The sequence below is a fragment of the Luteimonas terrae genome, from assembly GCF_031457535.1.
In the GTDB taxonomy this organism is placed as follows: domain Bacteria; phylum Pseudomonadota; class Gammaproteobacteria; order Xanthomonadales; family Xanthomonadaceae; genus Luteimonas; species Luteimonas terrae_A.
Window position 1 is genome coordinate 1 of sequence record NZ_JAVDWO010000009.1, and the last position, 24,291, is coordinate 24,291.

Here is a 24,291-nt window from a genome sequence, read left to right on the forward strand (position 1 = left end):
TCTCAAAGGCTTGAAGTCACTGGATCCCCGCCTTCGCGGGGATGACAGCAGTTATTCAAACCCTCCCTAGAAGGATTGCAAAGGCAGAGCCGCATAACGGGCGTCGTGTATCGTCTGCCCTCGTCCGGAAAGGCCGCGCACGCCGCGATGAGTACCTACGCACTGCAGTCTGTCTTCCATCCCGCGTCAGTTGCGGTCGTCGGCGCGAGTCCGCGCGCTCGGTCCTTGGGGCGACTGGTGCTGCAGCAGTTGCGTGCAGGTGGTTTCGCGGGGCCGATCGGCCTGGTCAATCCGCGTTACGCATCGATCGACGGCATTGAAGCGTCGCCATCGCTGGCGGCGCTGCCGTTCGTGCCGGAGCTTGTTGTGATCGCCGTCCCGCCGACGGACGTGGCGGGCGCTGCGGAAGCCGCAGCACGCGCGGGGGCAAAAGCCGCGATCGTGCTGACGCGCGACATGGGTACCGGCGTGGGTTCCCACAACGCCGCGCTGGCCGAAGTCGCGCGTGCCCGCGGGCTGCGTATCGTCGGTCCGAACTGTCTCGGTGTGATTGCGCCGCACGCGAAGTTGTTCGCGAGCTTCGCAGCGCACGCGCCGATCCCCGGCGACCTTGCGTTGATCTCGCAGTCCGGCGCGGTCGCTGCGGGCATGATCGAGTGGAGCCGGCCGCGTGGGATCGGTTTCTCAGCCGTGGCCTCGCTGGGCGATGCGCTCGATGTCGATTTCGCCGATCTGCTCGACTACTTCGCGACCGACCGGCACACCCGCGCCATCCTGCTATATGTCGAACGCGTGCGCGATGCGCGCAAGTTCCTGTCCGCAGCCCGCGCGGCCGCACGCGCGAAGCCGGTCGTCGTCGTCAAGCCGGGCCGCCATGCGCGACGAGACACGGCGGCGATCACCCACGCTGCAGCACTGGCAGCGCCGGATGCTGTCTACGACGCCGCGTTCCGGCGCGCGGGGCTGCTGCGCGTGTACGCGCTCGACGAGCTGTTCGCCGCCGCAGAGACGCTGTCGCATCTCGGCAGCCTGGCGGGCAACCGCCTCGCGGTGATGACCAACGGCATCGGGGTGGGCATGCTCGCGCTCGATCGCCTGGTCGATCTGGGCGGTACCCGCGCCTCGCTGTCCGAGGCGACGGTCGGTACGCTCGATGGCGCATTCCCACGTGGCTGGTCGCGTCGCAACGCAGTGGACATGCTCGGCGATGCGGACGGCAGCCGATATACGGCCGCGCTGGATGCGCTGCTCGAGGACCGCGAGAACGATGCGGTGCTGGTGATGCAGGTCCCCACCGTACTGTCGAATCCCGACGAGGTGGCGGATGCGGTCGTACGCACCGTGCAGGCCCGTCCGCGCACCAGCACGCGCAAGCCGGTGCTTGCGGTCTGGCATGGCGATCAGCCCGATGCCCGCAAGAAGCTCGGGGATGCCGGCATTCCGGTCTACGACAGCGAAGCCGACGCCGTGCGCGGCTTTATGTATCTCGCGCGTCATCACGAAGCGCAACGTGCATTGATGGAAACGCCGCCGAGCCTGCCGGATGACTTCATCGTCGACCTGCCGGCGGCGCGCGCGGTCGTCGAGGCGGCCCTGGCATCGGGCAGACGTCTGCTCGACCCAGTCGCCACTGCACGCCTGCTCGGGGCCTACGGCATTCCGTTGGCCGAGGTCTCGCGTGCTGCCGACGCAGACGAAGCGGTTACCGCCGCGGACCTGCTCTTCGCGCGCGGCGAAGCGGTCGCAGTGAAGATCGATGCGGCCGACATCGCACACAAATCCGATGTCGACGGCGTGCGCTTGAATCTGACGACGCCGCAGGCCGTACGCCAGGCCGCCGAGGATATCCTGCAGCGCGCACGCACCCTGCAGCCCGATGCGCAGATCGACGGTGTGACGGTGCATGCAATGGTGGTGCGGCCCAAGGCGCGGGAGCTCATCGCCGGCATCGCCGACGATCCGACCTTCGGTCCGGTGATCGTGTTCGGCCGCGGTGGCACGGCGGTCGATGTCATCGACGACAAGGCGTTGATGCTGCCGCCCCTCGACCTGCGCCTCGCACACGAACTGATCGGGCGCACACGCGCGTCGCGCATTCTCAAGGCGTACCGCGATGTGCCGGCTGCCGACGAACGTGCGGTCGCGCTATTGCTGGTCAAGCTCGCGCAAATGGCAGCCGACATTCCGGAGCTTCTGGAACTCGACATCAACCCGCTGCTCGCCGACCGCGACGGGGTGATCGCAGTCGATGCGCGCATCGCGCTCGCGCCGGTCAAGCGTCTGCACAAGGGCCGGGGCCATCCACGCTTCGCGATCTTTCCCTATCCGGTGGAGTGGGAACGCACGATCACGCTGTCGAACGGCAACACGGCCTTCGTACGACCGGTGCGCCCGGAAGACGAGGCGATGTTCCGGCGCTTCTTCGAACAGGTCAGCACCGAGGATCTACGGCTGCGGTTCTTCAGCGCGGTACGGCATTTCAGTCACGAGTTCATCGCACGTCTGACCCAGCTCGACTACGCGCGTTCGATCGCATTGGCGGCGATCGATCCCGCCACGGGCGAGATGCTAGGCGCAGTGCGTCTGCTCGCCGATGCGAACTACGACACCGGCGAATACGGGATCATGGTGCGTTCCGATCTCAAGGGCGCCGGCCTCGGCTGGCGGCTCATGGGCATCATGATCGAGTACGCCCGCTGGCAAGGGCTGCACGTCGTCGAGGGCCAGGTGCTGCGCGAGAACACGACGATGCTGACGATGTGCCGCCAGCTGGGGTTCTCGGTGACCACCGACCCCGACGACGCCACGGTCGCGATCGTGCGCCTGCCTGTCGAGAACCACGACGCCTGAATCGCGTCAGCTGCCCTCGCGGCCGGAACCGGACTGCTTGCCGCCGCCATCCTGCTTGTTGACCGTGGCCGCGATCCGCTCGGCGTCTTCCTACGACCGACCCTTGTCGCGTTCCGACGCTTCCACGTGTTCAGCCTGTCGCTTCTGCTTGTCCGTGTAGGACGATTTTGTCACCGCGGCTCATGACGCTGCTCCTATCGATGGGAGCGGAAAGCCTGCGCCCGCGACCGTGAGCGACGGGTCGAATCCGCGTGCAGACAGCGTGGATCGGGCGCAGTCACTGCGACGGAAGCGACGATAATGCAGCAGTGCGCAAGATCCTTCACATCGACATGGACGCGTTCTACGCTTCGGTCGAGCAGCGCGACGATCCCGCGCTGCGCGGGCGACCGGTGGTCGTCGCCTGGCGCGGCGCGCGTTCGGTGGTCTGCGCGGCGTCCTATGAGGCGCGTCCGTTCGGCGTGCGCTCGGCGATGCCCGCCGTCACCGCCGAACGGCTGTGTCCGGATGCGGTGTTCGTGCCGCCGGATTTCGCCCGCTACAAGGCCGTGTCGCGACAGGTGCGCGAGATATTCCACGCGCATACCGATCTGGTGCAGCCGTTGTCGCTGGACGAGGCCTATCTCGACGTCACCGACCCGAAGATTCCCTCGCCCAGTGCGACGGCGACCGCGCAGGCGATCCGCGCGCAGATCCGCGAGGCGACGCAGCTGACCGCCTCGGCCGGCGTGGCGCCGAACAAGTTCATCGCCAAGATCGCCTCGGACTGGAACAAGCCCGATGGCCTGTACGTGGTGAAGCCCACGCAGATCGATGCGTTCCTGCTGCCGCTCAAGGTCGGCCTGATTCCCGGCGTCGGCAAGGTCATGGAGAAGAAGCTGGCCGAGCTCGGCGTGGCGACGGTGGGCGATCTGCGCGGGCTGTCGCGCGAGACGCTCGAACGGCGCTTCGGCACGTTCGGCGTGCGTCTGCACCAGCGCGCACTCGGCATCGACGATCGACCGGTGGAGCCGGACCAGCCGGTGCAGTCGATCTCGTCGGAGGACACGTTCGAGAGCGACCTGCCGCTCGAAGCGCTCGCACCAATGATCGAGCGTCTCGCGGAAAAGACATGGGCGGCGACGCGCAAGACCGCGCGCGTGGGCCGCACCGTGGTGCTGAAGCTCAAGACCTCGCAGTTCCGCATCCTCACGCGCAGCTTCACGCCGGATGCGCCGCCTGCATCGCAGGCGGAGCTGACGCGGATCGCACTGGCGCTGCGTGAGCGCGTGGAACTGCCTTCGTCGACGCGGTATCGGCTGGTCGGCGTGGGTATCGGCGGGTTTCGCGAGCCGGATGAGTTGCCGGTGCAGGCGGGGTTGTTCGAGGGGTGAGCGCGATTAGTTTTGAATTGTCAGCGACCTTCCGCCCTCACCCGACGCGCTTTGCGCGTCGACCCCGGATCGAGTCCGGGGCAGGCTCTCTCCCGGAGGGAGAGGTGCCAATCAAAGGCGGGTCCCGCGCGCTGCCTCGCATACGCCGACGCCCTGGCCTCTTCTGCGATGCCTCTAGCTGCGCTCAGCCGATCACACGCTTGAACGGCGGCAGCGCATCGAGAATGCGTTTGCCGTAGCGGCGGTTGAGCAGGCGCGAGTCGAGGATCACCACGCGGCCGGTATCGGTCGAGGTGCGGATCAGGCGGCCGGCGAACTGGGTCAGCGTGCGCAGCGCGTGCGGGATCGCGATCAGGTTGAACGGGTTCTGTCCGCGCGCTTCCAGCCATTCGCCGAGCGTCGCGGTCTGCGGATCGGTCGGCACCGCGAACGGGACCTGGGTGATCACGACCGTCGTGCAGGCCTCGCCCGGCAGATCGAGACCTTCGCCGAACGAGTTGAGGCCGAACAGCACCGAGCCCTTGCCGGCGGCGACGCGTTCGAGATGCGCGGCGACGACCTGCGACTTGTTGCCGCTGCTCTGCACCTGGATCGCCTCGCGGCGCGAAGCCGGCATCAGTTCGGCGACCTTCTCCATCTTCCAGCGTGACGTGAAGAGCACCATGCTGCCCTTCTTCCAGTCGAGCTCGCGCGCCAGCCATTCGGCGACGGCCTTCGGATGCCCTTCGCGGTCATCGGGCGCCACGGGGAACTGCGGCACCACCAGCTGCGCCTGATTTGGCAGGTCGAACGGGGACGGCAACGACGCCGTCTCGGCATGGTGGGGCAGACCGGTGTCGATCGCGAACGACTGGAAATCGCCGCCACCAGTCAGCGTCGCCGAGGTCATGACGACGGAATCGATCTCCTTCCACAGCAGCGAGCGCAGCACGTGCGCAGCCGAGACCGGCGAGCAGTGCAGGGCGAGATCGCCATCGCGCGTGGCGGTCACCCAGCGCGCCATCGGCGGCGCGCCCTCGCGGTCCTCGCGGCGCCAGCCGGCCCACAGCTCATGCTGCTGCTCAACCATCTCCAGCGCCATGCCGAGGCTGCGCTGCAGTTTCTCGCGCGCAGGATCCTCCTGCTTGGTGCGTGCCACCGCCTGCTGCGCGGCGTGCACCCAGTTGAACAGTGCGCGCGTGTCTTCGCCCAGGGTCTCGATCGCAGGCGCCCAGTCGTCGGGCAGACGGCCGAGCGGTGCGCGCCACATCGGGTCGCGATCGCCGGGCTCGGGTTGCCAGGTGCGATCGACATCCAGCTGGAAGGCCTTGAGTCCCTTCGACACGCGCGCGGCGAGTTCGATCGCTTCGTTCGGCAGCAAGGTGCCGATACGTTCCTTGTCGACCAGCCGGTAGCTGCCCGCGATCAGGATCTGCATGCGGCTGGTGCGCTTGGCCATATCGGCCAACGGCAGGCGCGCCGCGCCCTGGTCGATCGCGACATTCGCCACGTGGTGGCCTTCGTCGAGCACCAGCAGCATCTCGCCGGGCGGCGCCAGCAACGGCTGGCCGTTCTCGATGTCGCCCATCGCCAGCGACGACAGCAGCAGCGCGTGATTGGTCACCACGATCTGCGCCTCGCGCACGGTCGTGCGCACCTTCAGCACCGGGCATTGCTGGGCGAAGCTGCAACGGCGCCCGGCGCAACTCGAGGCGGGCGTCGTGATGCGCGTGCGCAGCGCAGGCGAGACCGGCTCGGGTGCGGTGTCGAGATCGCCGTCCCATTGCCGGTCCGCATGCGCTTCGAGCAGACGCCGCGCGGCGTCGACCTCGTGTGGCGCGAGCGGGCGGTCGTAGAGCTGGCGCTCGTAGTCGCCACCTTCGTCCGGCCCTGCACCGTCGAGCAGCATCGTGCCCTGGCTGTGCTCGGCGTGGAGCTCGGCGGCGTTGCGCGTGCACAGATACCGCGTGCGGCCCTTGGCCAGCGCGACCCGGGCTTCGAGTCCGGTCGCGGCAAGAAATGCGGGGATGTCGCGTTCGAACAGCTGTGACTGCAGCGCCACGGTGCCGGTGCTGATCACCAGCTTCTTCTTCGTCGCCAGCGCGATCGGCACGCCGGCGGTCAGATACGCGAGCGACTTGCCGACGCCGGTCGGCGCTTCGGCGATGCCGATGCCGCCCGAAGTTGCGAGCGCGCGCGAGACGAGCCCGATCATCGCGCTCTGCGATCGGCGCGTGCTGAAGCCCGGCGTGTTCGCCTGCAGCTTCGCGTACGCGGCGCGGATGTCGGCCTTGAGCGCGTCGTTCAACGCGCGCGGCGGCGCGTCGGCCGCGGTCGTGGCCGGCGAGTTGGAGTCGGAATCGCCCATGCGCCCATTGTCCCACGCCGCGTCGCGCGGACCGCGATCGGGATGCTGAACGCCGCGGGCGTGTTGGTCGGCGCCGCGCTTACGCAAACGTGTCGCGCCTGTGCGATCAGGGCTTTAACGACGTCCTGGACACCGAAGCATCGCCGTCGCTGCGCGGCGCATCCTCCAGCATCACCAGCCGCTGGCCCGCCAGGCGGTACTCGAGCGCCGCCTGGATCGACTGCAGTTCGCGCACATGGGTGCACAGAACATCGGCCTGCGCTTGGAGCGCGGCGCTGCGGGCCTCGATCTTGCGGTCGAGATCGGCTTCCATGCGTTCCGCGCGTGCGTCCATGCGGCCGGCGCGACCGGTAAAGACCTGCCACATGACGCTGCGGCCGAGGCTGCCGGTCATGCGTTCGGCCGCGTCCTCGATGCGCGATTCAAAGCCCTCGCCGAACACGTCCTGGTCCCAGCGCCCGGTGCCGAGCGTGGTGTCGATGTAACCGAGCGTGGCGGCGCGATGGCGCTCGACCTGGCGCACCTTGCGCGCGCTGCCGGTCATCACTTCCACAACGCCGGCGAGTGCATCGAATGCGAGGTCCGTGCTCTCGCGTGCGACCGACGTGACCTGCGGCATCAGCGTGCGCGCCCCCGATTCCAGCTTGCGCAGCCGCGCCGCATCGGCAGTGCTGACGGTCTGCACGGCGCGGTCCACGCTGAGCGTCCCGTCGTGGAAGAAAATCTCCTTCGGCGTGCCGCTGTCGCGATAGAGCCACACGCCGCCGGTATCGACGAGCACGTTGTACGGCGTGGAGATCTCGCACTGGTCGGAGGACAGCCGCGTTGCGGTTTCGTCGTCGGCAGCGAGGACCGGCATCGATGCAATGAGAAGGCAGGCGGCAAGCGCGGCGTCAGAGAAGCGCATGGGCATTGGTCCGGATTGCATGGGCGGGAGCATCGGGCCAACCGCAGATGGAATCGCGTGCTTGAAGTCACGATTGCCCGCCCGTGCCCGCCAACGATGCCGACGGGTCATTCGATGCCGCGAACGTCGTGGATCGGATGCGTCTCGATGCGACCGTAGCGGTCGATCACGGCCTGCACGTCCGGGCGTGCCAGAAAGCGCGCCCGATGCTGGCGCGGGATCACCTCGCCCGGCGATGGTGGCAGGACCCGGTAGGTCTGCGCCCAGTCGAGCAATGCCTGGCGGCTGGCGGGCGCCTCGAGCAGACCCGGCAGCGCGGCGGCGGCCGGGTCGAGATCGCCACTCACGAGCAATGCGTCGAGATACACCTGCGGTGCGTCCGTTTGACCCAGCGCCAACTGCGCCAGGGCGATATCTGCCATGTCGCTATCGCCCTGCTGGATGGCGGCACGGAACCGGACGCTCTCCTCCACCATCCGACCGTAGCCGGTGATGTCGTGGCCCACGCGTTCGATGGCCTCCAATGCCTCGTCAGGCTGGCCCAGCATCGTATGTAGCGCTCCCAGATTGAGGACCTGGCTGACGTTGAGGCCACCTCCTTCGCGCAGCTCAGACGCGACGGTCAGGGCGGCCACGGCTTCTTCGTCGCGGCCCAGTCGCCGAAGCGCGATCGCGCGGTTGTTGTGGACCCAGACCGCGTCTTTGGAATCGCTGAACGTGCCGAGATCCGCCAGCACGGCATCGGCGGTCGCCAGGGCGTCTTCCGCGCGCCCGGTCATCAGCAGGGCGGTGATGAGCGTGGTTTGCAGCTCGAGACGGTCCGGTTGCTCGAGAGTGCTGTGTCGAGCGGCTTCCACATAGGCCTCGGCGGCGGACGCGACGTCGAACCGTGGATCGTCGCGGTCCACGATGGCATCGAATCGACGGTCGGTCCGCAACCGGACGATGTCCATCGGCTGACGAACGCGCGCAATGGCGGCGCGCGCGCCAGGCGCGTCCTGACGTTCCAGCCGCAGCAGCGCAAGCTCGGTCCACGCGGGGTCCGCACCGAGCCCGCCGTATGTCCAGTTCGCGTCGAACAGCGCATCGAGCAGGGCCAGACGTGCATCGTCGTTCGCACGCTCGAGGAAGATCGGATGGACGATCAGGCTTTGCGGCAGGTCGTCGGCCATGTCCGGCCATGCCGTGAGCAGATGTCGCAGCGCCTCAGCAGATGCATCCGCATTGCCGAGATTGCTCTGGAGCGACGCGAGTCGATACCAGTCGTCGATCTCGTCCTGGCGCAGGCGCAGTGCCGCCTGCGTCTGACGCAGCGCAGTCTGCAACTGTCCCGATTCGATCGCGACACCGGCGGCCTGATGCAGGATGGCGTGACGCACCTCCGGCGCCAGCGCCTCGAATTCCGGTCGTTCGATCGCGCGCGTGAACGCCTGGCTCGCGGCGAAGACATCGCCGGCGTTCTGGTCTTCCAGGCCCTTTTCCAGAAGCGATTCGAAACTGCGGGCATGCAGCTCGGCCTCGCCCTGTATCGCGGATCCCGCAGGTTCGACGCTTGCGCGCGTGGGCACCGATGCCGGCACCGAGAATGCGAGAGCGGCGAGCAGCAGACATGCAGCAGAGCGCTTGATCATTGGACATTCCGTGTCGTGTGCGCCGAGCATCGTGCAGCGGGACACGGGACGCAAGTCAACGTAGGCCGCGTCGCCGTCCGCCGGCCTTCAGGCGCTTCTGGAAGTCGTCCGCGATGTCGGCCAGCGTCACTGATGCCAGCCGCGCGCGCAGCAGGGCTTCGGCGTCGGCCATCGCGTCGGTGAGGTGGGCGTTGACGGCTTTTTCCACCAGACAGTCCGGATCGTCGTTGGCCAGGCCGAACGCGAACGGGGCCGGGGACCCCAGCGCCGTGTGGATGTCGAGCAGGCTGATCCCGGCGAGCGGAGTCGCCAGCGACCAGCCACCGCCGTGGCCCTTGTCGGAGCGCACGTAGCCATGGTCACGCAGCCCGGCCATCGTCCGGCGCACGACGACGGGATTGGTGCCCAGCATCACCGCGATCTCATCCGAGGTCGCGCGGCCGTCGGCCTCCGCCAGATGGATCAGGACGTGGAGCATGCGGCTGAGGCGGCTGTCGGGGCGCATGGGATGGACGGCGGAACGGGCCGCCACGATAACGCAGACGCATCTCGACACTTATGCAGTTGCATGATGCCGCTCGCCGGGCCATCATGAAACAATTGAAGTGGCGTGAGGTGGATGATGCGATATGACGCAGTGATCGTCGGTGGCGGCAGCGCCGGTCTGTCGACGGCGCAGGCATTGGCGCGTGCCCGGCGCCGGGTGCTGGTCGTCGACGCCGGGCAGCCGCGCAACCGGTTCGCGGCCGCGGTGCACAACGTGTTCGGCCATGACGACACGCCGCCGGCAACGCTGCTGGCAAAGGGGCGCGCGGAACTGCTGCGCTATCCCACTGCGTCAGTCATCGCGGGCGAGGCCATCGACGCTGACGCGGATGCGGACGGGTTCTCGCTTGCACTTGCGGATGGACAGACGCTCCAGACCCGCATGCAGATCCTGGCGGGCGGCGTGCGCGATGTGCTGCCACCGCTCGACGGTCTGCAGCCGCGCTGGGGGCGCAGCGCGCTGCATTGCCCTTACTGCCATGGGTTCGAGGTGGCCGGGCGTGCGCTCGGCGTGTTCGCAGGCGATGCGATGGGTCTGCATCGCGCGTTGATGCTGCCCGACTGGGGGCCGACGACCTGTTTCCTCGAAGACGGATTCGAGCCCGATGCCGACGATGCGCGCAAGCTCGCGAACCGTGGCGTGACCCTGGAACGCGTGCCGGTCGTCGAACTGCTCGGTACCGCGCCCGCGCTCGACGGCGTGCGTCTGGCCGACGGCCGCCGTATCGCGATCGAGGCGCTGTTCGTCGGCGGGCGTGTCGAACTGCTCGACGGTCTGGCCGACAGGCTCGGCTGCGCACAAGACATCGGCCCGCTTGGGCCGCATCTGCGCGTGGATGCGTTCAAGCAGACGAGCGTGCCGGGTGTGTTCGCGGCCGGTGATCTGAGCCAGGCGATGCACAGCGTGCCGTTCGCGGTGGCCTCGGGCCTGCTCGCCGGCGTGGGCGCACACCAGGCCTTGATCGCGGCCGACGCGGCCTGAGCGCGGATTTCATCGCGGGTTGCAGCGCCGCGTCGATACTCGAACGATGCATCGCATCCTCTGCCTGTTATTCGCTTCGCTGCTTGCCTGCGCCGCTTCCGTCGCGCCGGCGTCCGCGCAAACGCCGGACCCCGCACGCGACAACGCGCTTGAAGCCGTCCTCGAAGACGCCTCCTCGATGGCACCGCTGCGCACGGTACTGGTCGCGCGAGACGGGGCGCTGATCGCCGAGCGGGGCTATCGCGGCGCGTCGACCACGCGCCCGGCGAACATCAAGTCGGCTTCGAAGACGGTGATGTCGGCGCTTGTCGGCATCGCGATCGAGCGCGGTCTGCTCGACGGCGTGGACCAGCCGATCGCACCGTTGCTGGCCGATCGGCTGCCGCCCGATCCCGATCCGCGGCTGGCCCAGGTCACCATCGGCCATCTGTTGTCGATGCAGGCCGGCCTGCAGTCCACGTCGGGCCGCAGCTACGGGCGCTGGGTCGCACAACGCGACTGGGTACGCGCCGCGCTTGCGCAGCCGTTCGTCGATGCGCCGGGCGGCGGCATGATCTATTCGACCGGCTCGACGCATTTGCTGTCGGCGGTGCTCGCCAAGGTCGGCGGCAAGCCGGTGCGCACGCTCGCACGCGAGTGGCTCGGTCCGCAGGCGGGTTTTTCGATCGCGTCCTGGGATACCGATCCGCAGGGTCTGCATTTTGGTGGCAACCAGATGGCGATGACGCCGCGTTCGCTGCTCACGTTCGGCGAGCTCTATCGCAACCACGGACGCGCGGCATCGGGCGCGCAGTTGATTCCGGCCACCTGGATCGCGCAATCGTGGGTGACGCGCACGCGCTCGGTCTACACCGGCGACGGCTATGGCTACGGCTGGTTCGCGCGGCGGATCGGCGGGCACGATGTGCGCTTCGCCTGGGGCCACGGCGGACAGATGCTCTACATCGTGCCGTCGTTGAACCTCACGGTGGCGATGACCTCGGACGAAACCACCGTCGCCGGCTCGGGCCACCTCGCGCAGCTGCATGCGCTGCTGGGCCGGATCATCGAAAGCCAGACGGCCTAGCGCCTGCGGGTCGTCGAAGCAGGCGCATGGCAACGGCTTGTCACCCATGCGGTGCGGTCGGCATGGCACGTGGCATAGCGTTGACGCAGATGCCGGCTGATGCAGCTCGACAGGCCGCGACCCGCGCGCGCCGCGGCGCAGGCGGCGGTGAACAGTCGCGGGCCGATGTCCTGCCGGCGATAGTCGTAGACCGCGCCGTCCACGAACTCGACCGACAGCGTGTCGCCGGTGATCGCCCATGCGCGTACGCCGCTGCCGCCGTGGCGGTTGCGGTAAGGCTGCAGGCGGCACACAGGATTGGCCATCGTGACGGCGGACCGGCGACAGTCGCCGCGGCGATCAGGCCGCGGTCTGGATCGCGGCGTTCGCCGACTCCACGCTCGCCGCGAGCTCGTGCTGGCGGAACGGCTTGCTGAGGATCGTCAGGCCCGGATCGAAGTCGGCCATGCTGGTGTAACCGGACACGATCACGATCGCCGTCTCCGGCAGCCGCGCGCGCACGTTACGCGCGAGCTCGGCGCCGGTCATGCCGGGCATGAGGTGGTCGGTGACCAGCACGGCGGGCATCAGGCCGTCGTCGAGCGCACGCAGCGCTTCTTCGGCGGAACTGGCCTCGACGATGCGGTAGCCCATGTCCTCGAGCGCATCGGAGGTGCACATGCGCACCGAGTCCTCGTCGTCGACCACGAGCGCTGTGCCGCGGTTGTCCCCTGTGATCTCCACTGTCGTGTCCTCGTCGTCGGCTGTGGCGCCGGCGCGTGCGCCCACCGGCAGCCAGAGATGGATGGTGGTGCCCGTGCCGGGTGTGCTGTCGATCGTCAGGCAGCCGCCGAGCTGCGAGGCCAGGCCATGCGCCATCGACAATCCCAGCCCGGTGCCCTTGCCGATCCCCTTGGTGGAGAAAAACGGCTCCACCGCGCGCTGGCGCGTCTGCTCGTCCATGCCGCATCCGGTGTCGGCGACCGACACCACAACGTAAGGGCCCGGCGCGATGCGATCGTCGTCGTAGACACGTGCATTGCGTGCGGCGAGCGTCAGCGTGCCGCCTTCTGGCATGGCGTCGCAGGCGTTGACGCTGAGATTGAGGATCGCCATTTCCAGCTGGTTCGGATCCGCGACCGCGGGCAACAGATCGTCGGCGATGTCGAGCACCAGCCGCACCCGCGGACTGCTCGAGCTGTCGACCAGTTCGGCCATGCCCGAAACCAGCGTGGCGACGTCGACATCCAGCGTCTGCAGCGGCTGGCGGCGCGCGAACGACAGCAGGCGTTGCACGAGGGTCGCGGCGCGGTCGGCGGACTGGCGAGCGATCCCGATCATGCGCGCACGGCGCTCGGCGCGTGCGTCGGGATCGGCGGCCAGATCGAGCGCGGTAACGATGGGTGTGAGCAGGTTGTTGAAGTCGTGGGCGACGCCGCCGGTGAGCTGGCCGATCGCTTCGAGCTTCTGCGACTGGCGCAGCGCCTCCTCGGCGTTGCGGCGCTCGGTGGTGTCGATCGCCTCGGGCACCACGGCGATGATGCGGCCGTCCTCATGGATCGGCCGCAGCGACAGATCGTGACAACGTCGTCCGCCGGGCAGCGTCAGCTGGATCTCGTCGCGCACCGTTTCGCCGGCCGCTGCCCGGGCGAACATCGCCCGGATCCGCGCAGGCATGCCGGGCGTCGCGCTGAACCACGGCGTATCCCACAGGAACATGCCGATCAGGTCATCGAAGCGCGCGCCGACCGCGTCCAGCACCGGCCGGTTGGCGTCGGTAACGATGCCGTCGGGCGTGCACATGCCCTGCAGCTGGTAGCTGGTTTCGAACAGCGTGCGCAGTTGCGCCTGCGAGCGCGCGAGCGCGTCGGCGGCGGCATTGATGTCGGTGACGTCGCGCGCGCTGCAGTAGTAGCGCCCGCCTTCCGGCGTCGCGACCCAGGACAGGGTGCGCAGCCCGCCGGCGCGCGTGCGCCAGCGGTTCTCGAAGCGCAGCACCGGCTTGCCGTCGCGCAGCGTTTCGAGCACCGAGCGGGTCACGGCATGGTCGTCCGCGCTGACATGTTCCAGCCAGCCGTGCCCGATGAGCGCATCGGTTGGCCAGCCCAGCACGTGTTCCCAAGCCGGGTTGACGGTCTCGATGATGCCGTCCGGATCCACGACCGCGAGCAGATCGGGCGTGACCTGCCAGGTCAGCGAGCGTTCGCGCGCGCGTTCGATGACCTGCCGCTCCAGGTCACTGTTGAGGCTGCGCAGTTCGGCTTCGCGCGCCTGCAATGCCAGGTCCGAAAGATGACGCGCGGTCACGTCGACGCCCTGGACGAAAATGCCCACGACCTCGTGGCCGTCGTTGATCGGCTGGAAGACGAAATCGACATAGCGCTCGGCCGACGCGGCGCCGGGCGTGGTCTGCACGATGTACTGCGCGCTGTCGGCGGAGAACGCCTGCCCGCTGCGATAGACCTGGTCGAGCAACGTCAGATAGCCCTGGCGCACCGCATCAGGCAGCACATCCACCACCCGTTTTCCCACCACGTTGCCGCGGTCGCCGATCAGGCTCATGTAGGCCGGGTTGACGTGGGCGAACACGTGCTCGGGGCCGGTCAGCATCGCCATGAAGGTCGGCGCCTGGTCGAACATGCGGCCCAGTTGGGCCACGTCGGCCTTGAGCCGGCGCTCGTTCTTGACCTTGCGGGTGACGTCGGTGGTGATGTTGAGCAGGCCGACGATCCGGTCGTGCTCGTCGCGCACCGGCGAGTACGAGAAGGTCCAGTAGGTCTCTTCGGGAAACCCGTTGCGCTGCATCGTCAGCGGCATGTCTTCGTGGAGCGTGGGCGTGCCGGCGAAGACGCTGTCGACGAGCGGACGGATCTCGTCCCAGACATCGGACCAGACCACCCGCAGTGGCCGGCCGAGGGCGAACGGTTCCTTGGCGCCCAGATGCGGCGCATAGGCATCGTTGTAGAACAGCGTCAGCTCAGGCCCCCAGCACAGGCACATCGCGAAGCGCGACTCCAGCATCAGCCCCAGCGCGGTGCGCAGTGACTGCGGCCAGCCGGCGATCGGCCCCAACGGCGTGGCAGACCAGTCGTGGGCCGCGATGCGGTGCGCGATCGCGCTCGCGCCGGGCAGAAATTCGAGCTGGGCGGGGTGCGCGTGGGACGTCACAACGGGCGCGGGCGGGTTCGGGACGGCGCATCCTGCCACAGGGGGTCGTGGTGGAGGCATGAGGACATCAGGCCAGGCGTGTCTGCAGCGCGGCGGCATTGCGCACCGCATGTCCCGCAGCCGTGTTGTCGAACACGACCCAGGCCTCGGCAGGTCCGGCGCGCACGGCGGCGGCGATCGCATCGAGTGCATCGGCGTCGTAGTCGCTGTAGTAGATCTTCGGATGGCCGTGCCAGCGCCAGTAGGCGAACCGGGCACTGCCGCCGGGCCGCGCATCGTCACCGTGGCGCGCCGGATCCGCCGCGACGCGGGCAACGCCATGGCGCGCCAGCAACGCATCGGCCTGCGCTGCGAGCCAGCTGGCGTGCCGCGCTTCACAGGCCACGCGTCCGGGCCAGCGCCGCGCCAGCATCGCGAAGAACGTGGCTGCAGTCCGGGCGTCGAAGGCGAGGCTCGGTGGCAACTGCACCAGCACGCACGCCAGCCGGTCGCCGAGACCGCCGGCTGCCTCGAAGAAGGTGTCCAGCAACGCGCCGCAGCCGGCGAGGCGTGCCTCGTGGGTGATCGCCCTCGGCAGCTTGATCGAGAAGCGGAAGTCCGGCGGCACGCTGTCGGCCCATCGCGCATAGGTCGCCGCGCGGTGGGGTCTGTAGAACGAGGAGTTGATCTCGACCGTGTCGAAACGTGTTGCGTAGCGGGCGAGCATGCTGTCGCCCGCGCCGAACAGTGATGCATCACGTGACGCGATCGACCAGCCCGCGCAGCCGATCCGGATCATCTCTCGCCACGCTTGGGCTTCGGGTATGGCTGGGCCTGCAGCACGCGCGCCAGATGCACGGCGTTGGACGCGATCGTCGCGATGGTGTCGGCCACCTTGTCCGGCGTCTTCTTCAGATCCTTGTAGTCGACCGACCCCATGGCCTCGCCTACCCAGTACGGCGGGCTGGCGCCGGGAATCGTGAAGCCGACATCGGTCAGGCCCTGATAGAGCTGGGCGCAGACGTGATGGGCGCCGTCCTCGTTGCCGACCACAGCGGCCACCGCGACCTTGCCGAAGGTCGGATACACACCGTCGTCGTCGATCTCGCCCAGCACCGCGTCCAGCCGTTCGAGCACGCGCTGGGCCATGCTCGACGCCTGGCCCATCCAGATCGGCGTGGCGACGACCAGGATCTCCGCGTCCATGATCCGTCTGCGCAGCGCCGGCCACTGGTCGCCATTCCCCTCGTCGGCGCTGACCCCCGGCCTGACGTCGTAATCGGCAACACGGGCGCTGCTGGTCCTTGCGCCATGTCCTGCCATCGCCTCGAGCAACTGGCCGAGCAGCTTCTGGGTCGAGGACGGGGTATCGTCGGATTTGAGGGTGCAGTTCAGGCCGAAAGCAGTGATGGACATGCGCAGGCTCGTCACGACAGGAAGTTGCGCACTGTCAAAGCCACTGCGTCCAGCGCCCGTCATCGCCGCGCGTTCAGTTCTCGGTCGCTGAACCGTCCACATGCCCCGCAACGCTGTGATCGACGGGTGGCGGTGACGCCAATGCTGCAATGCACAATAATTCGGGGTCCTGTTCCGGAGACCGGCCATGGCCACCGCACCGGCGCTTCCCGATCGCCGCACCCGCACCCTGATCCTGTTCGCGCTGGCGATGGGCGGTTTCGCGATCGGCACCAGCGAATTCGCGATGATGGGGCTGATGCCGAATCTGACGCGCGGCTTCGGTGTCGACGAACCGGCGGTCGGTCATCTGATCAGCAGCTACGCGATCGGCGTCGTCGTCGGCGCACCGCTGCTTGCGATTCTCGGCGCGCGTCTGCCGCGTCGTCGCCTGCTGCTGGCGCTGATGGGCTTCTACGCGCTCGGCAATCTGGCCACGGCGCTTGCGCCCAATTACGCGACGATGCTGGTCGCGCGTTTCGTCGCCGGTCTGCCGCATGGTGCGTATTTCGGCGTGGCGATGCTCGTGGCCGCATCGATCAGCCCGCCCGCGCAGCGCGGCGCCGCGGTCAGTCGCGTGCTGCTGGGCCTGTCGATCGCGATCCTCGTCGGCAATCCGATGGCAACCTGGCTCGGCCAGCAACTGAGCTGGCGCTGGACGTTCGCGCTGGTGTCGGTGCTGTCGCTGCTGACCGTGGTGCTGGTCGCGCGCTTCCTCGCCGCCGATCCCGCCGAGCCGGCGCAGACGCCGATGCGCGAACTGCGCGCGTTCAATACCTCCCAGGTCTGGTATGCATTGCTGATCGGCGCGGTCGGTTTCGCCGGCATGTTCTGTGTTTTCAGTTATCTGGCCCCGACGCTGATCAACGTCACCCGCGTGGCCGAATCCTGGATCCCAGTGGCGCTGGCGGCGTTCGGCGTTGGCGCGATCCTCGGCAACATCGCCGGTGGCTGGCTGGTCGATCGCCTGCAGTTCCGCGCGGTCCCGGTGATCCTCGGCTGGTCGCTGCTGGTACTGCTGCTGTTCCCGCTGGCGACCGCGGCGCCGTGGTCGATCCTGCCGGCGATCGTCGCGGTCGGCACGATGGGCGCGCTCGCCCCGGTGCTGCAGACGCGACTGATGGATGTCGCCGGCGATGCGCAGACACTCGCCGCCGCGTCCAACCATGCGGCATTCAATACCGCCAACGCACTCGGCCCATGGCTCGGCGGCATCGCGATCAGCGCCGGACTGGGCTGGACGTCGACCGGTTATGTCGGCGCCGCGACCGCCGCTGCGGGGCTGATGATCTACGCATGGGCGCGTCGCGCCGAACGTCGCCGTCGATGCGCAGCACCGTCGGCCTGTTGACGCGCGAACGCAACACCTTCACGTCGGTCCATCGCCGCGCTGTCGACACTGCGCGCTGATTCCTGACGGGAGTGCGACATGGCCACACGCAGCAGCAAGGGCGCGAAGGACGCGCAGACGATCGCGAAACTGATCGAGGACATCGACATCACGATGTTCACCACCGTGGGTCCGGGCGGCTATCTGGTCAGCCGGCCGCTGTCGACGCAGAAGGCGCAGTTCGACGGCGAGCGGGTGTGGTTCTTCGTTGCCTCCGACAGCCCGAAGGTCGCCGAGATCGCGCGCAATTCCAAGGTCAACCTCGCGTACGCGTCCAAGGGCCGCAACACCTACGTGTCGGTCACCGGCGACGCCTATGTCAACGAGGATCCGGCGAAGATCGAAGCGTTCTGGAACGATGCGCTCAAGGCCTACTTTCCGCGCGGCGTCAACGATCCCAAGCTCACCCTGATCGAAGTGCAGGCGCACACCGCCGAGTACTGGGACGGCCCGGGCTCGCTGATCGGCAAGGCCATCGCATTCGCGGTCGCGCGCGTGACCAAGCGCGAAGAAGTCATGGGCGAGAACCGCATCGTCAAGCTGCGCGGCCCGAACAAGACCTCGAAGCTGCCGCCGTCGCACGCCGATGCACGTGGCGGTGCGAAGAAAGCCGCGAAGAAGACTACGCAGAAGGCGGCCAGCAAGACCGCGGCCGCGAAGCCGGCTGCGAAGCAGGCGACGGCCGCGAAGAAGGCCGCGACCCAGCGCACCGCAAAGACCGGCAAGCGCGCAGTGAAGAAGACCGCCGCGCGAAGCTGAGTCGCAGACCCGCTCCGATCGCGATCCGGTGTGCCGCGGCCCTGCCGCCGCGGCACACTACGCCGCCCGATCTTCGAGTCCTGTCATGGCCGCGCACGAGCACGAATTCGATCCTGACGACAACTTTTCCTTCGGCGCACCCGAGCGCGACGACGGCGAAGAAGAAGCGCATGACGGCGATCTGGAAGCGATCGCGTGGCAGTGGCTGCTGCGCATCAATCCGGGTGATGAAGACGCCGCGACCCAGCAATTCCAGGCCTTCCGCGAGACGCTGGGCGACGACGATGCACAGGATGCCGTGCAGGCCGCGCTCGAGTCGGCGACCGACTGGCGCGCGAGTTTCCGCGTGCCCGAGGACGAGCGCGCGACCCTGATCGACGCAATCGACACACTGGCCGAGCGCTTCCGCGTCGAACTCGATTGGGGCGTTGAAGACCCGACCGACGAAGTCGCACTGGCCGGCGCGTCTACCCACGCCCTGCTCGACACCGCCTACGACCAGCTGCGCGTGGCCGGCTACACACTGTGGACCTGGGATACGGGCGACGACACCGTCGCCGGTGTCATGGCCCCGCGCGACGATGACGAAGGCATGCGTGTCATCGGCCACGCACTCGGACTGGACGTGCGTCCCGGCGCTGGCTGAACGAATGGCTGAACGCGCGGCTTGAACACGCCGTTCGCAGATTCCCTGCTACGGTGCGGCTGTCCGTCGCCGCATGGGAGGGTGCCATGGACAGCCGAACCGTCTACACCACGTGGGGCTGCGCCTTGTCGCTGGCCGCCGCATGCATGGCGCCGGCCTGGGCCACGAGCCCGGATGCGAGCGCCGAACCGCCGCGTGCGGTGCTCGATGGAGATCAACGGGCCGCATGGCTGGAGCCGATCCCCACCGACCGCCCGATCCGTCGCATGTCGGCGCTGAAGACCGAATACCGCCGTATCCGCGAACTCCGCCGCGAACAGATGCAGCCGGAGTACGAACGTCGCATGGCGATGTCGGGCGAAGAAGCGGCGGAGGCGTGGCGGGAAGAAACGCTGAAGAACGTCGCCCAGCGCGACCTGCGCGATCTGCGGGCGCGATTGGAACGCTGAAGCGTCAAGCGTCTCGAGAGCGCTGGGACACGGACGGCCCTTGCATCACCCGGTGGTCAGCGCTGGATATCCGGCGCCCCATCCGTAGCACCTGACTGCGCGACCGCCGCATTCGCATCCGCGTGATCCTTCGCATCGGCATCGAGGCCGGCGTCGGCATCGTTCTTGCCGGGTGACAGCGCCAGTTCGACGAGGATCGGAAAGTGATCCGAGCCGATGTCCGGCAGCCGCTGCATGCCGACCAGGGTGAAGTGCTGGCTGTGGAACAGGTGATCCAGCGGCCAGCGCAGGCCGGGCAGCTTGGCGTGGAAAGTGTTGTACATGCCGCGACCGATGCGCGGATCGAGCAGGCCGCTGAGCTTGCGGAACAGGCGCGTAGTGCGTGACCACGCCACGTCGTTGAGATCACCTGCGACGATCACCGGTAGCGTGGCGTCGTGGGCGGCGCGGCCGACGATCACGAGTTCCGCATCGCGGTCCACCGAACTGTCGGACTCGGTCGGGCTCGGCGGCCGTGGATGCAGCGCGTGCAGCGTGATGCGGCGGCCCCCATCGAGTTCCAGCGTGGCGTGAATCGACGGGATGTCGTCCTCGACCAGATAGCGGATCTCGGCGTCGTGCAGCGACAGCCGCGAGTACACGTGCATGCCGTACAGATTATCGAGCGGGCAGCGCATCACGTGCGGCAGCGCGTCGGTCAATACGTCCAGCCGCGCTTCCCACCATTCGTCGGTCTCGACTGCGATCAGCACGTCCGGCCGCTGCGCGCGTACCACGTTGATCAGCGGATCCGCATTACGGTTGGTGGTCAGCACGTTGCTGGCCATCAGCCGGATCCGGGTCTGCGCGTCCGCCGGCGCATCCTCCACCTCGACGCGCGCCATGCGCGTATACGGAATGATCCACCACGCCTGCCACAGCATGCAGGCCGCATTGATGACGACGATGGCGGTCGTCCAGGGATCGTCGATCGGATGGAAGACGAGCTGCAGCACCAGGATCAGCGCCGAAAGCAGCAGCAGCTGCAGGCGCGGGAAATCGAATCCGCGGATCCACCAGGCGCCGCTGCGGATGGTCGGCATCAGGGTCGCGACAACCAGCAACGCGGTGACTGCGGCGAACGTGAGGGTCAGCATCGTGGATTTGGGGTCGGCGGGAGGCGCACTATGAACACGCGCGCGCCGCAATCGTGTGAACCCGGGACGCGGCGTTGCACTGTGGCCGCTGGCTGCGTCCGCTTGTGGCTGCGACCATAGGCAACCGCCATCCGCAGCCGTCGGTACCCACTGGCGGCATTCTCCGCATGTCCCTGCGCTCGCGAATCGATCCTTTCACGCTGTTGCTGCTGGCCACCGTCGCGCTGGCGTCGCTGTTGCCGGTGCAGGGCCGTGCTGCGGCGGTCATGGACGTGGTGACGAATGTCGCGATCGCCGCGCTGTTCTTCCTGCACGGCGCGCGTCTGTCGCGTGCAGCGATCGTCGCCGGCGCGCTGCACTGGCGCCTGCACCTGACGATTCTCGCGTGCACGTTCGCGCTGTTTCCGCTGATCGGCCTGCTGGGCAAGCCGCTGTCGGGCTGGCTGCTGACCCCCGAGCTCTACGTCGGCGTGCTGTTTTTGTGCGCGCTGCCGTCGACGGTGCAGTCGTCGATCGCGTTCACCTCGATGGCTGGCGGGAATGTGCCCGCCGCAGTCTGCAGCGCATCGCTTTCGAGCCTGCTCGGCGTGGCGATGACGCCGCTGCTGATGGCGTTGCTGGTCGGCAGCGCGGGCGGTGGGATGGCGCATCCGCTCACCGCCGTCGGCAAGATCATGCTGCTCCTGCTGCTGCCGTTCGTGGCCGGACACCTGCTGCGTCCCTACGTGGGCGGCTGGGTCGAACGCCGGCGGGCGGTGCTGCGCTGGACCGACCAGGGCACGATCCTGCTGGTGGTCTACACCGCCTTCAGCGCCTCCGTGGTCGAAGGCCTGTGGCGCGACACGCCGGTGTGGACGCTGCTCGCGGTCGCTGCGGTGTGCGCCGTGCTGCTCGGGATCGCGATGCCGCTGATCGCATGGATCGCGCGACGTCTCGGATTCGACCGGGCCGACGAGATCGCGATCGTGTTCTGCGGCTCGAAGAAAAGCCTGGCCACCGGCCTGCCCATGGCCAAGGTGATGTTCGCCAGTGGCGGGCTGGGTGCGATCGTGTTGCCGGTGATGATCTACCACCAGATCCAGCTGATCGTCTGCGCGGTGGTCGCGCGACGCTACGCTGAAGGCGCACCGCCGGACGCGGATGCGCGATGAGCTGAAGCCTTCGCGCACTGCGTTCGAAGCCCGCCCCCGCCTGCGGGGGAGGGTTGGGTGGGGGCGAACGACTCGATCGAGCAAGCAATGGGCGCGTGCGCCGAGCTTCGTGCCTGACGGTGCGTCCACTTGGACGTACGGTTTGCCCCCTTCCCGATTTCCACCCGTATGGGGCGCAATGCCCCCGCGCGCGGAGGAAGGAGCGGCTTACCGCAGACGTATGTATTCGGCGTGTTCCCGCACTCAGCGGTTCAGCGCACCCATGCCCGCCGCCGGGTAGCGCGTGCCCGACGCCGCGTCGGGCGGGAAGATCGCATCGATGCGCGCCAGATCGTCTTCGGTGAGATGAATGTCGAGCGCGGCGATGTTTTCGTCGAGGAAGCCGATGCGCTTGGTGCCCGGAATCGGCACCAGATCGTCGCCCTGCGACAGCACCCAGGCGAGTGCGAGCTGACCCGGCGTGACGCCGTAGTCCTGCGCGATCGCCTGTACCGATTCGACCAGCGCCAGATTGCGGTCGAAGTTCTCGCCCTGGAAACGTGGCGAATGGCGGCGGTAGTCGTCCTCGTCGAAGTCCTCGATGTTGCGGATGGTGCCGGTCAGGAAGCCGCGGCCCAGCGGCGAATACGGCACGAAGCCCACGCCGAGTTCGCGACAGGCGGTGAGGGTGTCGTTGGTTTCCGGATCGCGCGACCACAGCGAGTACTCGCTCTGCAGCGCGGCGATCGCGTGCACCTTGGCCGCGCGTCGCAACGTGTCGGCCGAGGCTTCCGACAGGCCCAGATGCCGCACCTTGCCCTGTTCGACCAGTCGCGCCATCGCGCCCACGGTGTCCTCGATCGGCACCTCGGGATCCACGCGATGCTGGTAGTACAGATCGATGGTCTCGATGTTGAGCCGCTTGAGGCTCGCCTCGCAGGCCTGCTGGACGTACGCGGGCGAGCCGTTGATGCCGCGTGCGTGCGGATCGGACGGATCGAGCTGGATGCCGAACTTGGTCGCGATGAACACATCATCGCGGCGACCGTCGATCGCGCGGCCGACCAGCGTTTCGTTGGTGTGCGGGCCGTACATGTCGGCGGTGTCGAGCAGGGTGATGCCCTGGTCGAGCGCGTGCTTGATGACGGCAATCGCGTCGGCATCGCTGCCGCGGCCGCCATAGAACGCGCTCATGCCCATGCAGCCGAGTCCGATCGCCGAGACGGTGGGGCCGCCGAGGCCGAGGGTGCGGGTCTTCATCGCGGTACTCCGTCGTGAATGCGAGGGCTCACTGTGCATGGCCCGATGGCAAGCCGGTGTCGAGGTCCGCTTCGACAGTCGTCTCCGAGTCTGTTTCAGCACCCGGCGACTGCGTGCTCGCGTGGGCCACCGGCGCGACCGCATGGATGGCGGCGCGGCGCGCGTCGCCGTCGGTGACCTCGTTGCGCACGCGCGGCAGTGCCTGCGGATGGTGCGCGTCGAGGAAGGCCAGCATGCCTTCGCGTACCGCGCAGCGCAGGTCGAAGAGTTCGCCGGAATTGCGCGCGCTGACCAGCAGGCGCACTTCGATGGTGTGCTTGTCGGTCTCGGTGATCTGGGTCACGCAGACGCGGCGGTCCCAGCGTGGATCGGCCTCGCAGATGCGCTGCAGTTCTTCGCGGATCGCCGGGATCGGCGCGCGGTGGTCGAGCCACAGGAACACCGTGCCCAGCAGCTGCGCACTGGTGCGGGTCCAGTTCTGGAAGGGGTTCGAGATGAACCACTGCAGCGGCACCACCAGGCGCCGTTCGTCCCAGATGCGGACGACGACATAGGTCGAGGTGATCTCCTCGATGCGGCCCCATTCGCCTTCGACGATCACCACATCGTCGAGACGGATCGGCTGCGCCAGCGCGATCTGCAGGCCGGCGATCAGGTTGCCGAATACCGGCTGCGCGGCGACGCCGGCGATCAGCCCGATGATGCCGGCCGAGGCCAGCAGGCCCGCACCGATCTGGCGCACCTGCGGGAAGGTCATCAGTGCTAATGCCACGCCCACCAGGACCACGCCGGCCTGGATCACGCGGCTGATCACCCGTGCCTGGGTCTGGATGCGGCGCGCGGCAAGGTTGTCCTCCACGTCCACCGGATGCTCGAGCAGGATGCGTTCCTCGACCGCGCCGACCGCACGCGCGGCCAGCCAGGTCAGGCACAACATGCCGCCGATCGCGATCCAGTGGCGCAGCTGGCCGAGCAGGTCCGGATCGATCGGCGTGGCGTTGAGCGCCAGCGACAGGAACAACAGCGGAAGGGCGACCGCCGCGGGCACCGCGACCACATGCGCGATGCGCGCGCGCATTTGCTCACGTGCGCGGCGACTTGCCGCCCGGGCAAGAGCACGCAGACTCCAGTGGACAGCGATGCCGAGGATCAGCGCGACCAGCAACGGCCACGCGATGGCAGCGAGATGGGTCCATTCAGAGCGCATGGCAGTCTCGTCGACGGCGGGTCAGTGTGCG

19 protein-coding genes and 2 pseudogenes are annotated in these 24,291 nt (G+C 68.1%); 9 read left to right on the forward strand and 12 right to left on the reverse strand.

The annotated features are described in order from the left end of the window. The first annotated feature begins 147 nt into the window (after positions 1–147). Positions 148–2,850: a bifunctional acetate--CoA ligase family protein/GNAT family N-acetyltransferase gene (locus tag J2W68_RS11545; RefSeq protein ID WP_310236021.1), complete on the forward strand. Its 2,703-nt coding sequence runs from the start codon at positions 148–150 to the stop codon at positions 2,848–2,850. Positions 2,851–2,861: 11 nt separating this feature from the next. On the opposite strand, the pseudogene J2W68_RS11550 reads toward J2W68_RS11545, so the two are convergent. Then, positions 2,862–3,034: pseudogene (locus J2W68_RS11550) on the reverse strand (HupB); the annotation flags it as partial. A gap of 124 nt (positions 3,035–3,158) precedes the next feature. On the opposite strand from J2W68_RS11550, the gene dinB reads away from it, so the two are divergent. After that, positions 3,159–4,223 (forward strand): DNA polymerase IV, encoded by a 1,065-nt coding sequence (gene dinB / locus J2W68_RS11555; protein WP_310236023.1) that lies wholly within the window; start codon positions 3,159–3,161, stop codon positions 4,221–4,223. A gap of 184 nt (positions 4,224–4,407) precedes the next feature. Here the strand turns inward: dinB and dinG are convergent, their stop codons facing one another. The 4 genes from dinG to J2W68_RS11575 all read right to left on the reverse strand — a co-directional run bounded on the left by dinG (position 4,408) and on the right by J2W68_RS11575 (position 9,613). Then, a complete protein-coding gene (gene dinG / locus J2W68_RS11560; RefSeq protein ID WP_310236025.1) occupies positions 4,408–6,570 on the reverse strand; it encodes an ATP-dependent DNA helicase DinG in 2,163 nt (720 codons plus the stop codon). A gap of 106 nt (positions 6,571–6,676) precedes the next feature. Then, on the reverse strand, positions 6,677–7,483 hold the full coding sequence (locus tag J2W68_RS11565) for a DUF2884 family protein (RefSeq protein WP_430539721.1): 807 nt from the start codon (positions 7,481–7,483) through the stop codon (positions 6,677–6,679). 101 nt (positions 7,484–7,584) lie between these two features. Then, the gene (locus tag J2W68_RS11570) at positions 7,585–9,108 is read right to left on the reverse strand and encodes a tetratricopeptide repeat protein (protein ID WP_310236030.1); all 1,524 of its coding nucleotides are present in this window, start codon (positions 9,106–9,108) and stop codon (positions 7,585–7,587) included. A gap of 55 nt (positions 9,109–9,163) precedes the next feature. Further along, complete coding sequence (locus tag J2W68_RS11575) at positions 9,164–9,613, reverse strand: Rrf2 family transcriptional regulator (RefSeq protein ID WP_310236033.1); 450 nt, start codon at positions 9,611–9,613, stop codon at positions 9,164–9,166. A 117-nt stretch (positions 9,614–9,730) separates the two neighbouring features. Here J2W68_RS11575 and J2W68_RS11580 point away from each other — a divergent pair, with 117 nt between their 5' ends. Together J2W68_RS11580 and J2W68_RS11585 are read left to right on the forward strand one after the other, a co-directional pair. Then, positions 9,731–10,636, forward strand: a complete 906-nt coding sequence (locus J2W68_RS11580; RefSeq protein WP_310236034.1) for an NAD(P)/FAD-dependent oxidoreductase — start codon at positions 9,731–9,733, stop codon at positions 10,634–10,636. A 46-nt stretch (positions 10,637–10,682) separates the two neighbouring features. Beyond that, positions 10,683–11,702, forward strand: coding sequence for a serine hydrolase domain-containing protein (locus J2W68_RS11585; RefSeq protein WP_310236036.1), 1,020 nt, complete (start codon positions 10,683–10,685; stop codon positions 11,700–11,702). On the opposite strand, the gene J2W68_RS11590 is transcribed toward J2W68_RS11585, so the two are convergent. The 4 genes from J2W68_RS11590 to J2W68_RS11605 form a co-directional block, all read right to left on the reverse strand. Then, positions 11,699–12,007: a hypothetical protein gene (locus tag J2W68_RS11590; RefSeq protein ID WP_310236038.1), complete on the reverse strand. Its 309-nt coding sequence runs from the start codon at positions 12,005–12,007 to the stop codon at positions 11,699–11,701. The genes J2W68_RS11585 and J2W68_RS11590 overlap by 4 nt on opposite strands. Before the next feature lie 34 nt (positions 12,008–12,041). Continuing rightward, positions 12,042–14,849 (reverse strand): PAS domain-containing protein, encoded by a 2,808-nt coding sequence (locus J2W68_RS11595; RefSeq protein WP_310236042.1) that lies wholly within the window; start codon positions 14,847–14,849, stop codon positions 12,042–12,044. A gap of 67 nt (positions 14,850–14,916) precedes the next feature. Beyond that, the gene (locus J2W68_RS11600) at positions 14,917–15,627 is read right to left on the reverse strand and encodes a DUF72 domain-containing protein (protein ID WP_310236045.1); all 711 of its coding nucleotides are present in this window, start codon (positions 15,625–15,627) and stop codon (positions 14,917–14,919) included. Next, on the reverse strand, positions 15,624–16,244 hold the full coding sequence (locus tag J2W68_RS11605; RefSeq protein ID WP_310236048.1) for a flavodoxin family protein: 621 nt from the start codon (positions 16,242–16,244) through the stop codon (positions 15,624–15,626). The genes J2W68_RS11600 and J2W68_RS11605 overlap by 4 nt, the downstream gene beginning before the upstream one ends. Before the next feature lie 187 nt (positions 16,245–16,431). On the opposite strand from J2W68_RS11605, the gene J2W68_RS11610 reads away from it, so the two are divergent. The 4 genes and pseudogenes from J2W68_RS11610 (at position 16,432) to J2W68_RS11625 (ending at position 19,527) form a co-directional block, all read left to right on the forward strand. Beyond that, positions 16,432–17,634: an MFS transporter gene (locus J2W68_RS11610; RefSeq protein WP_310236051.1), complete on the forward strand. Its 1,203-nt coding sequence runs from the start codon at positions 16,432–16,434 to the stop codon at positions 17,632–17,634. Positions 17,635–17,712: 78 nt separating this feature from the next. Beyond that, a pseudogene (locus J2W68_RS11615) lies at positions 17,713–18,219 on the forward strand (pyridoxamine 5'-phosphate oxidase family protein); the annotation flags it as partial. A gap of 298 nt (positions 18,220–18,517) precedes the next feature. Next, a complete protein-coding gene (locus J2W68_RS11620; protein WP_310236052.1) occupies positions 18,518–19,078 on the forward strand; it encodes a DUF6630 family protein in 561 nt (186 codons plus the stop codon). Between the two features lie 86 nt (positions 19,079–19,164). Further along, entirely contained in the window at positions 19,165–19,527 is a 363-nt protein-coding gene (locus tag J2W68_RS11625) for a hypothetical protein (protein ID WP_310236055.1), read from the forward strand. Between the two features lie 56 nt (positions 19,528–19,583). Here the strand turns inward: J2W68_RS11625 and J2W68_RS11630 are convergent, their stop codons facing one another. After that, a complete protein-coding gene (locus J2W68_RS11630) occupies positions 19,584–20,663 on the reverse strand; it encodes an endonuclease/exonuclease/phosphatase family protein (RefSeq protein ID WP_310236058.1) in 1,080 nt (359 codons plus the stop codon). Positions 20,664–20,830: 167 nt separating this feature from the next. Here J2W68_RS11630 and J2W68_RS11635 point away from each other — a divergent pair, with 167 nt between their 5' ends. Continuing rightward, the gene (locus J2W68_RS11635) at positions 20,831–21,814 is read left to right on the forward strand and encodes a bile acid:sodium symporter family protein (RefSeq protein WP_430539722.1); all 984 of its coding nucleotides are present in this window, start codon (positions 20,831–20,833) and stop codon (positions 21,812–21,814) included. Positions 21,815–22,057: 243 nt separating this feature from the next. Here J2W68_RS11635 and J2W68_RS11640 read toward each other — a convergent pair whose 3' ends face one another. After that, positions 22,058–23,053, reverse strand: a complete 996-nt coding sequence (locus J2W68_RS11640; protein ID WP_310236061.1) for an aldo/keto reductase — start codon at positions 23,051–23,053, stop codon at positions 22,058–22,060. Between the two features lie 28 nt (positions 23,054–23,081). Beyond that, on the reverse strand, positions 23,082–24,260 hold the full coding sequence (locus J2W68_RS11645; protein WP_310236063.1) for a mechanosensitive ion channel family protein: 1,179 nt from the start codon (positions 24,258–24,260) through the stop codon (positions 23,082–23,084). Between the last annotated feature and the right edge of the window lie 31 nt (positions 24,261–24,291).

Excerpts from the sequence above, each read along its gene's own strand:
- dinG (WP_310236025.1), bottom strand. The coding sequence starts at position 6,570 with ATGGGCGATTCCGACTCCAACTCGCCGGCCACGACCGCGGCCGACGCG.
- J2W68_RS11635 (WP_430539722.1), top strand. The coding sequence starts at position 20,831 with ATGTCCCTGCGCTCGCGAATCGATCCTTTCACGCTGTTGCTGCTGGCC.
- J2W68_RS11620 (WP_310236052.1), top strand. The coding sequence starts at position 18,518 with ATGGCCGCGCACGAGCACGAATTCGATCCTGACGACAACTTTTCCTTC.
- J2W68_RS11605 (WP_310236048.1), bottom strand. The coding sequence starts at position 16,244 with ATGTCCATCACTGCTTTCGGCCTGAACTGCACCCTCAAATCCGACGAT.
- J2W68_RS11585 (WP_310236036.1), top strand. The coding sequence starts at position 10,683 with ATGCATCGCATCCTCTGCCTGTTATTCGCTTCGCTGCTTGCCTGCGCC.
- J2W68_RS11625 (WP_310236055.1), top strand. The coding sequence starts at position 19,165 with ATGGACAGCCGAACCGTCTACACCACGTGGGGCTGCGCCTTGTCGCTG.
- J2W68_RS11565 (WP_430539721.1), bottom strand. The coding sequence starts at position 7,483 with ATGCCCATGCGCTTCTCTGACGCCGCGCTTGCCGCCTGCCTTCTCATT.
- J2W68_RS11645 (WP_310236063.1), bottom strand. The coding sequence starts at position 24,260 with ATGCGCTCTGAATGGACCCATCTCGCTGCCATCGCGTGGCCGTTGCTG.
- J2W68_RS11640 (WP_310236061.1), bottom strand. The coding sequence starts at position 23,053 with ATGAAGACCCGCACCCTCGGCCTCGGCGGCCCCACCGTCTCGGCGATC.
- J2W68_RS11610 (WP_310236051.1), top strand. The coding sequence starts at position 16,432 with ATGGCCACCGCACCGGCGCTTCCCGATCGCCGCACCCGCACCCTGATC.
- J2W68_RS11545 (WP_310236021.1), top strand. The coding sequence starts at position 148 with ATGAGTACCTACGCACTGCAGTCTGTCTTCCATCCCGCGTCAGTTGCG.
- J2W68_RS11590 (WP_310236038.1), bottom strand. The coding sequence starts at position 12,007 with ATGGCCAATCCTGTGTGCCGCCTGCAGCCTTACCGCAACCGCCACGGC.
- J2W68_RS11580 (WP_310236034.1), top strand. The coding sequence starts at position 9,731 with ATGCGATATGACGCAGTGATCGTCGGTGGCGGCAGCGCCGGTCTGTCG.
- J2W68_RS11630 (WP_310236058.1), bottom strand. The coding sequence starts at position 20,663 with ATGCTGACCCTCACGTTCGCCGCAGTCACCGCGTTGCTGGTTGTCGCG.
- J2W68_RS11600 (WP_310236045.1), bottom strand. The coding sequence starts at position 15,627 with ATGATCCGGATCGGCTGCGCGGGCTGGTCGATCGCGTCACGTGATGCA.
- J2W68_RS11570 (WP_310236030.1), bottom strand. The coding sequence starts at position 9,108 with ATGATCAAGCGCTCTGCTGCATGTCTGCTGCTCGCCGCTCTCGCATTC.
- J2W68_RS11575 (WP_310236033.1), bottom strand. The coding sequence starts at position 9,613 with ATGCGCCCCGACAGCCGCCTCAGCCGCATGCTCCACGTCCTGATCCAT.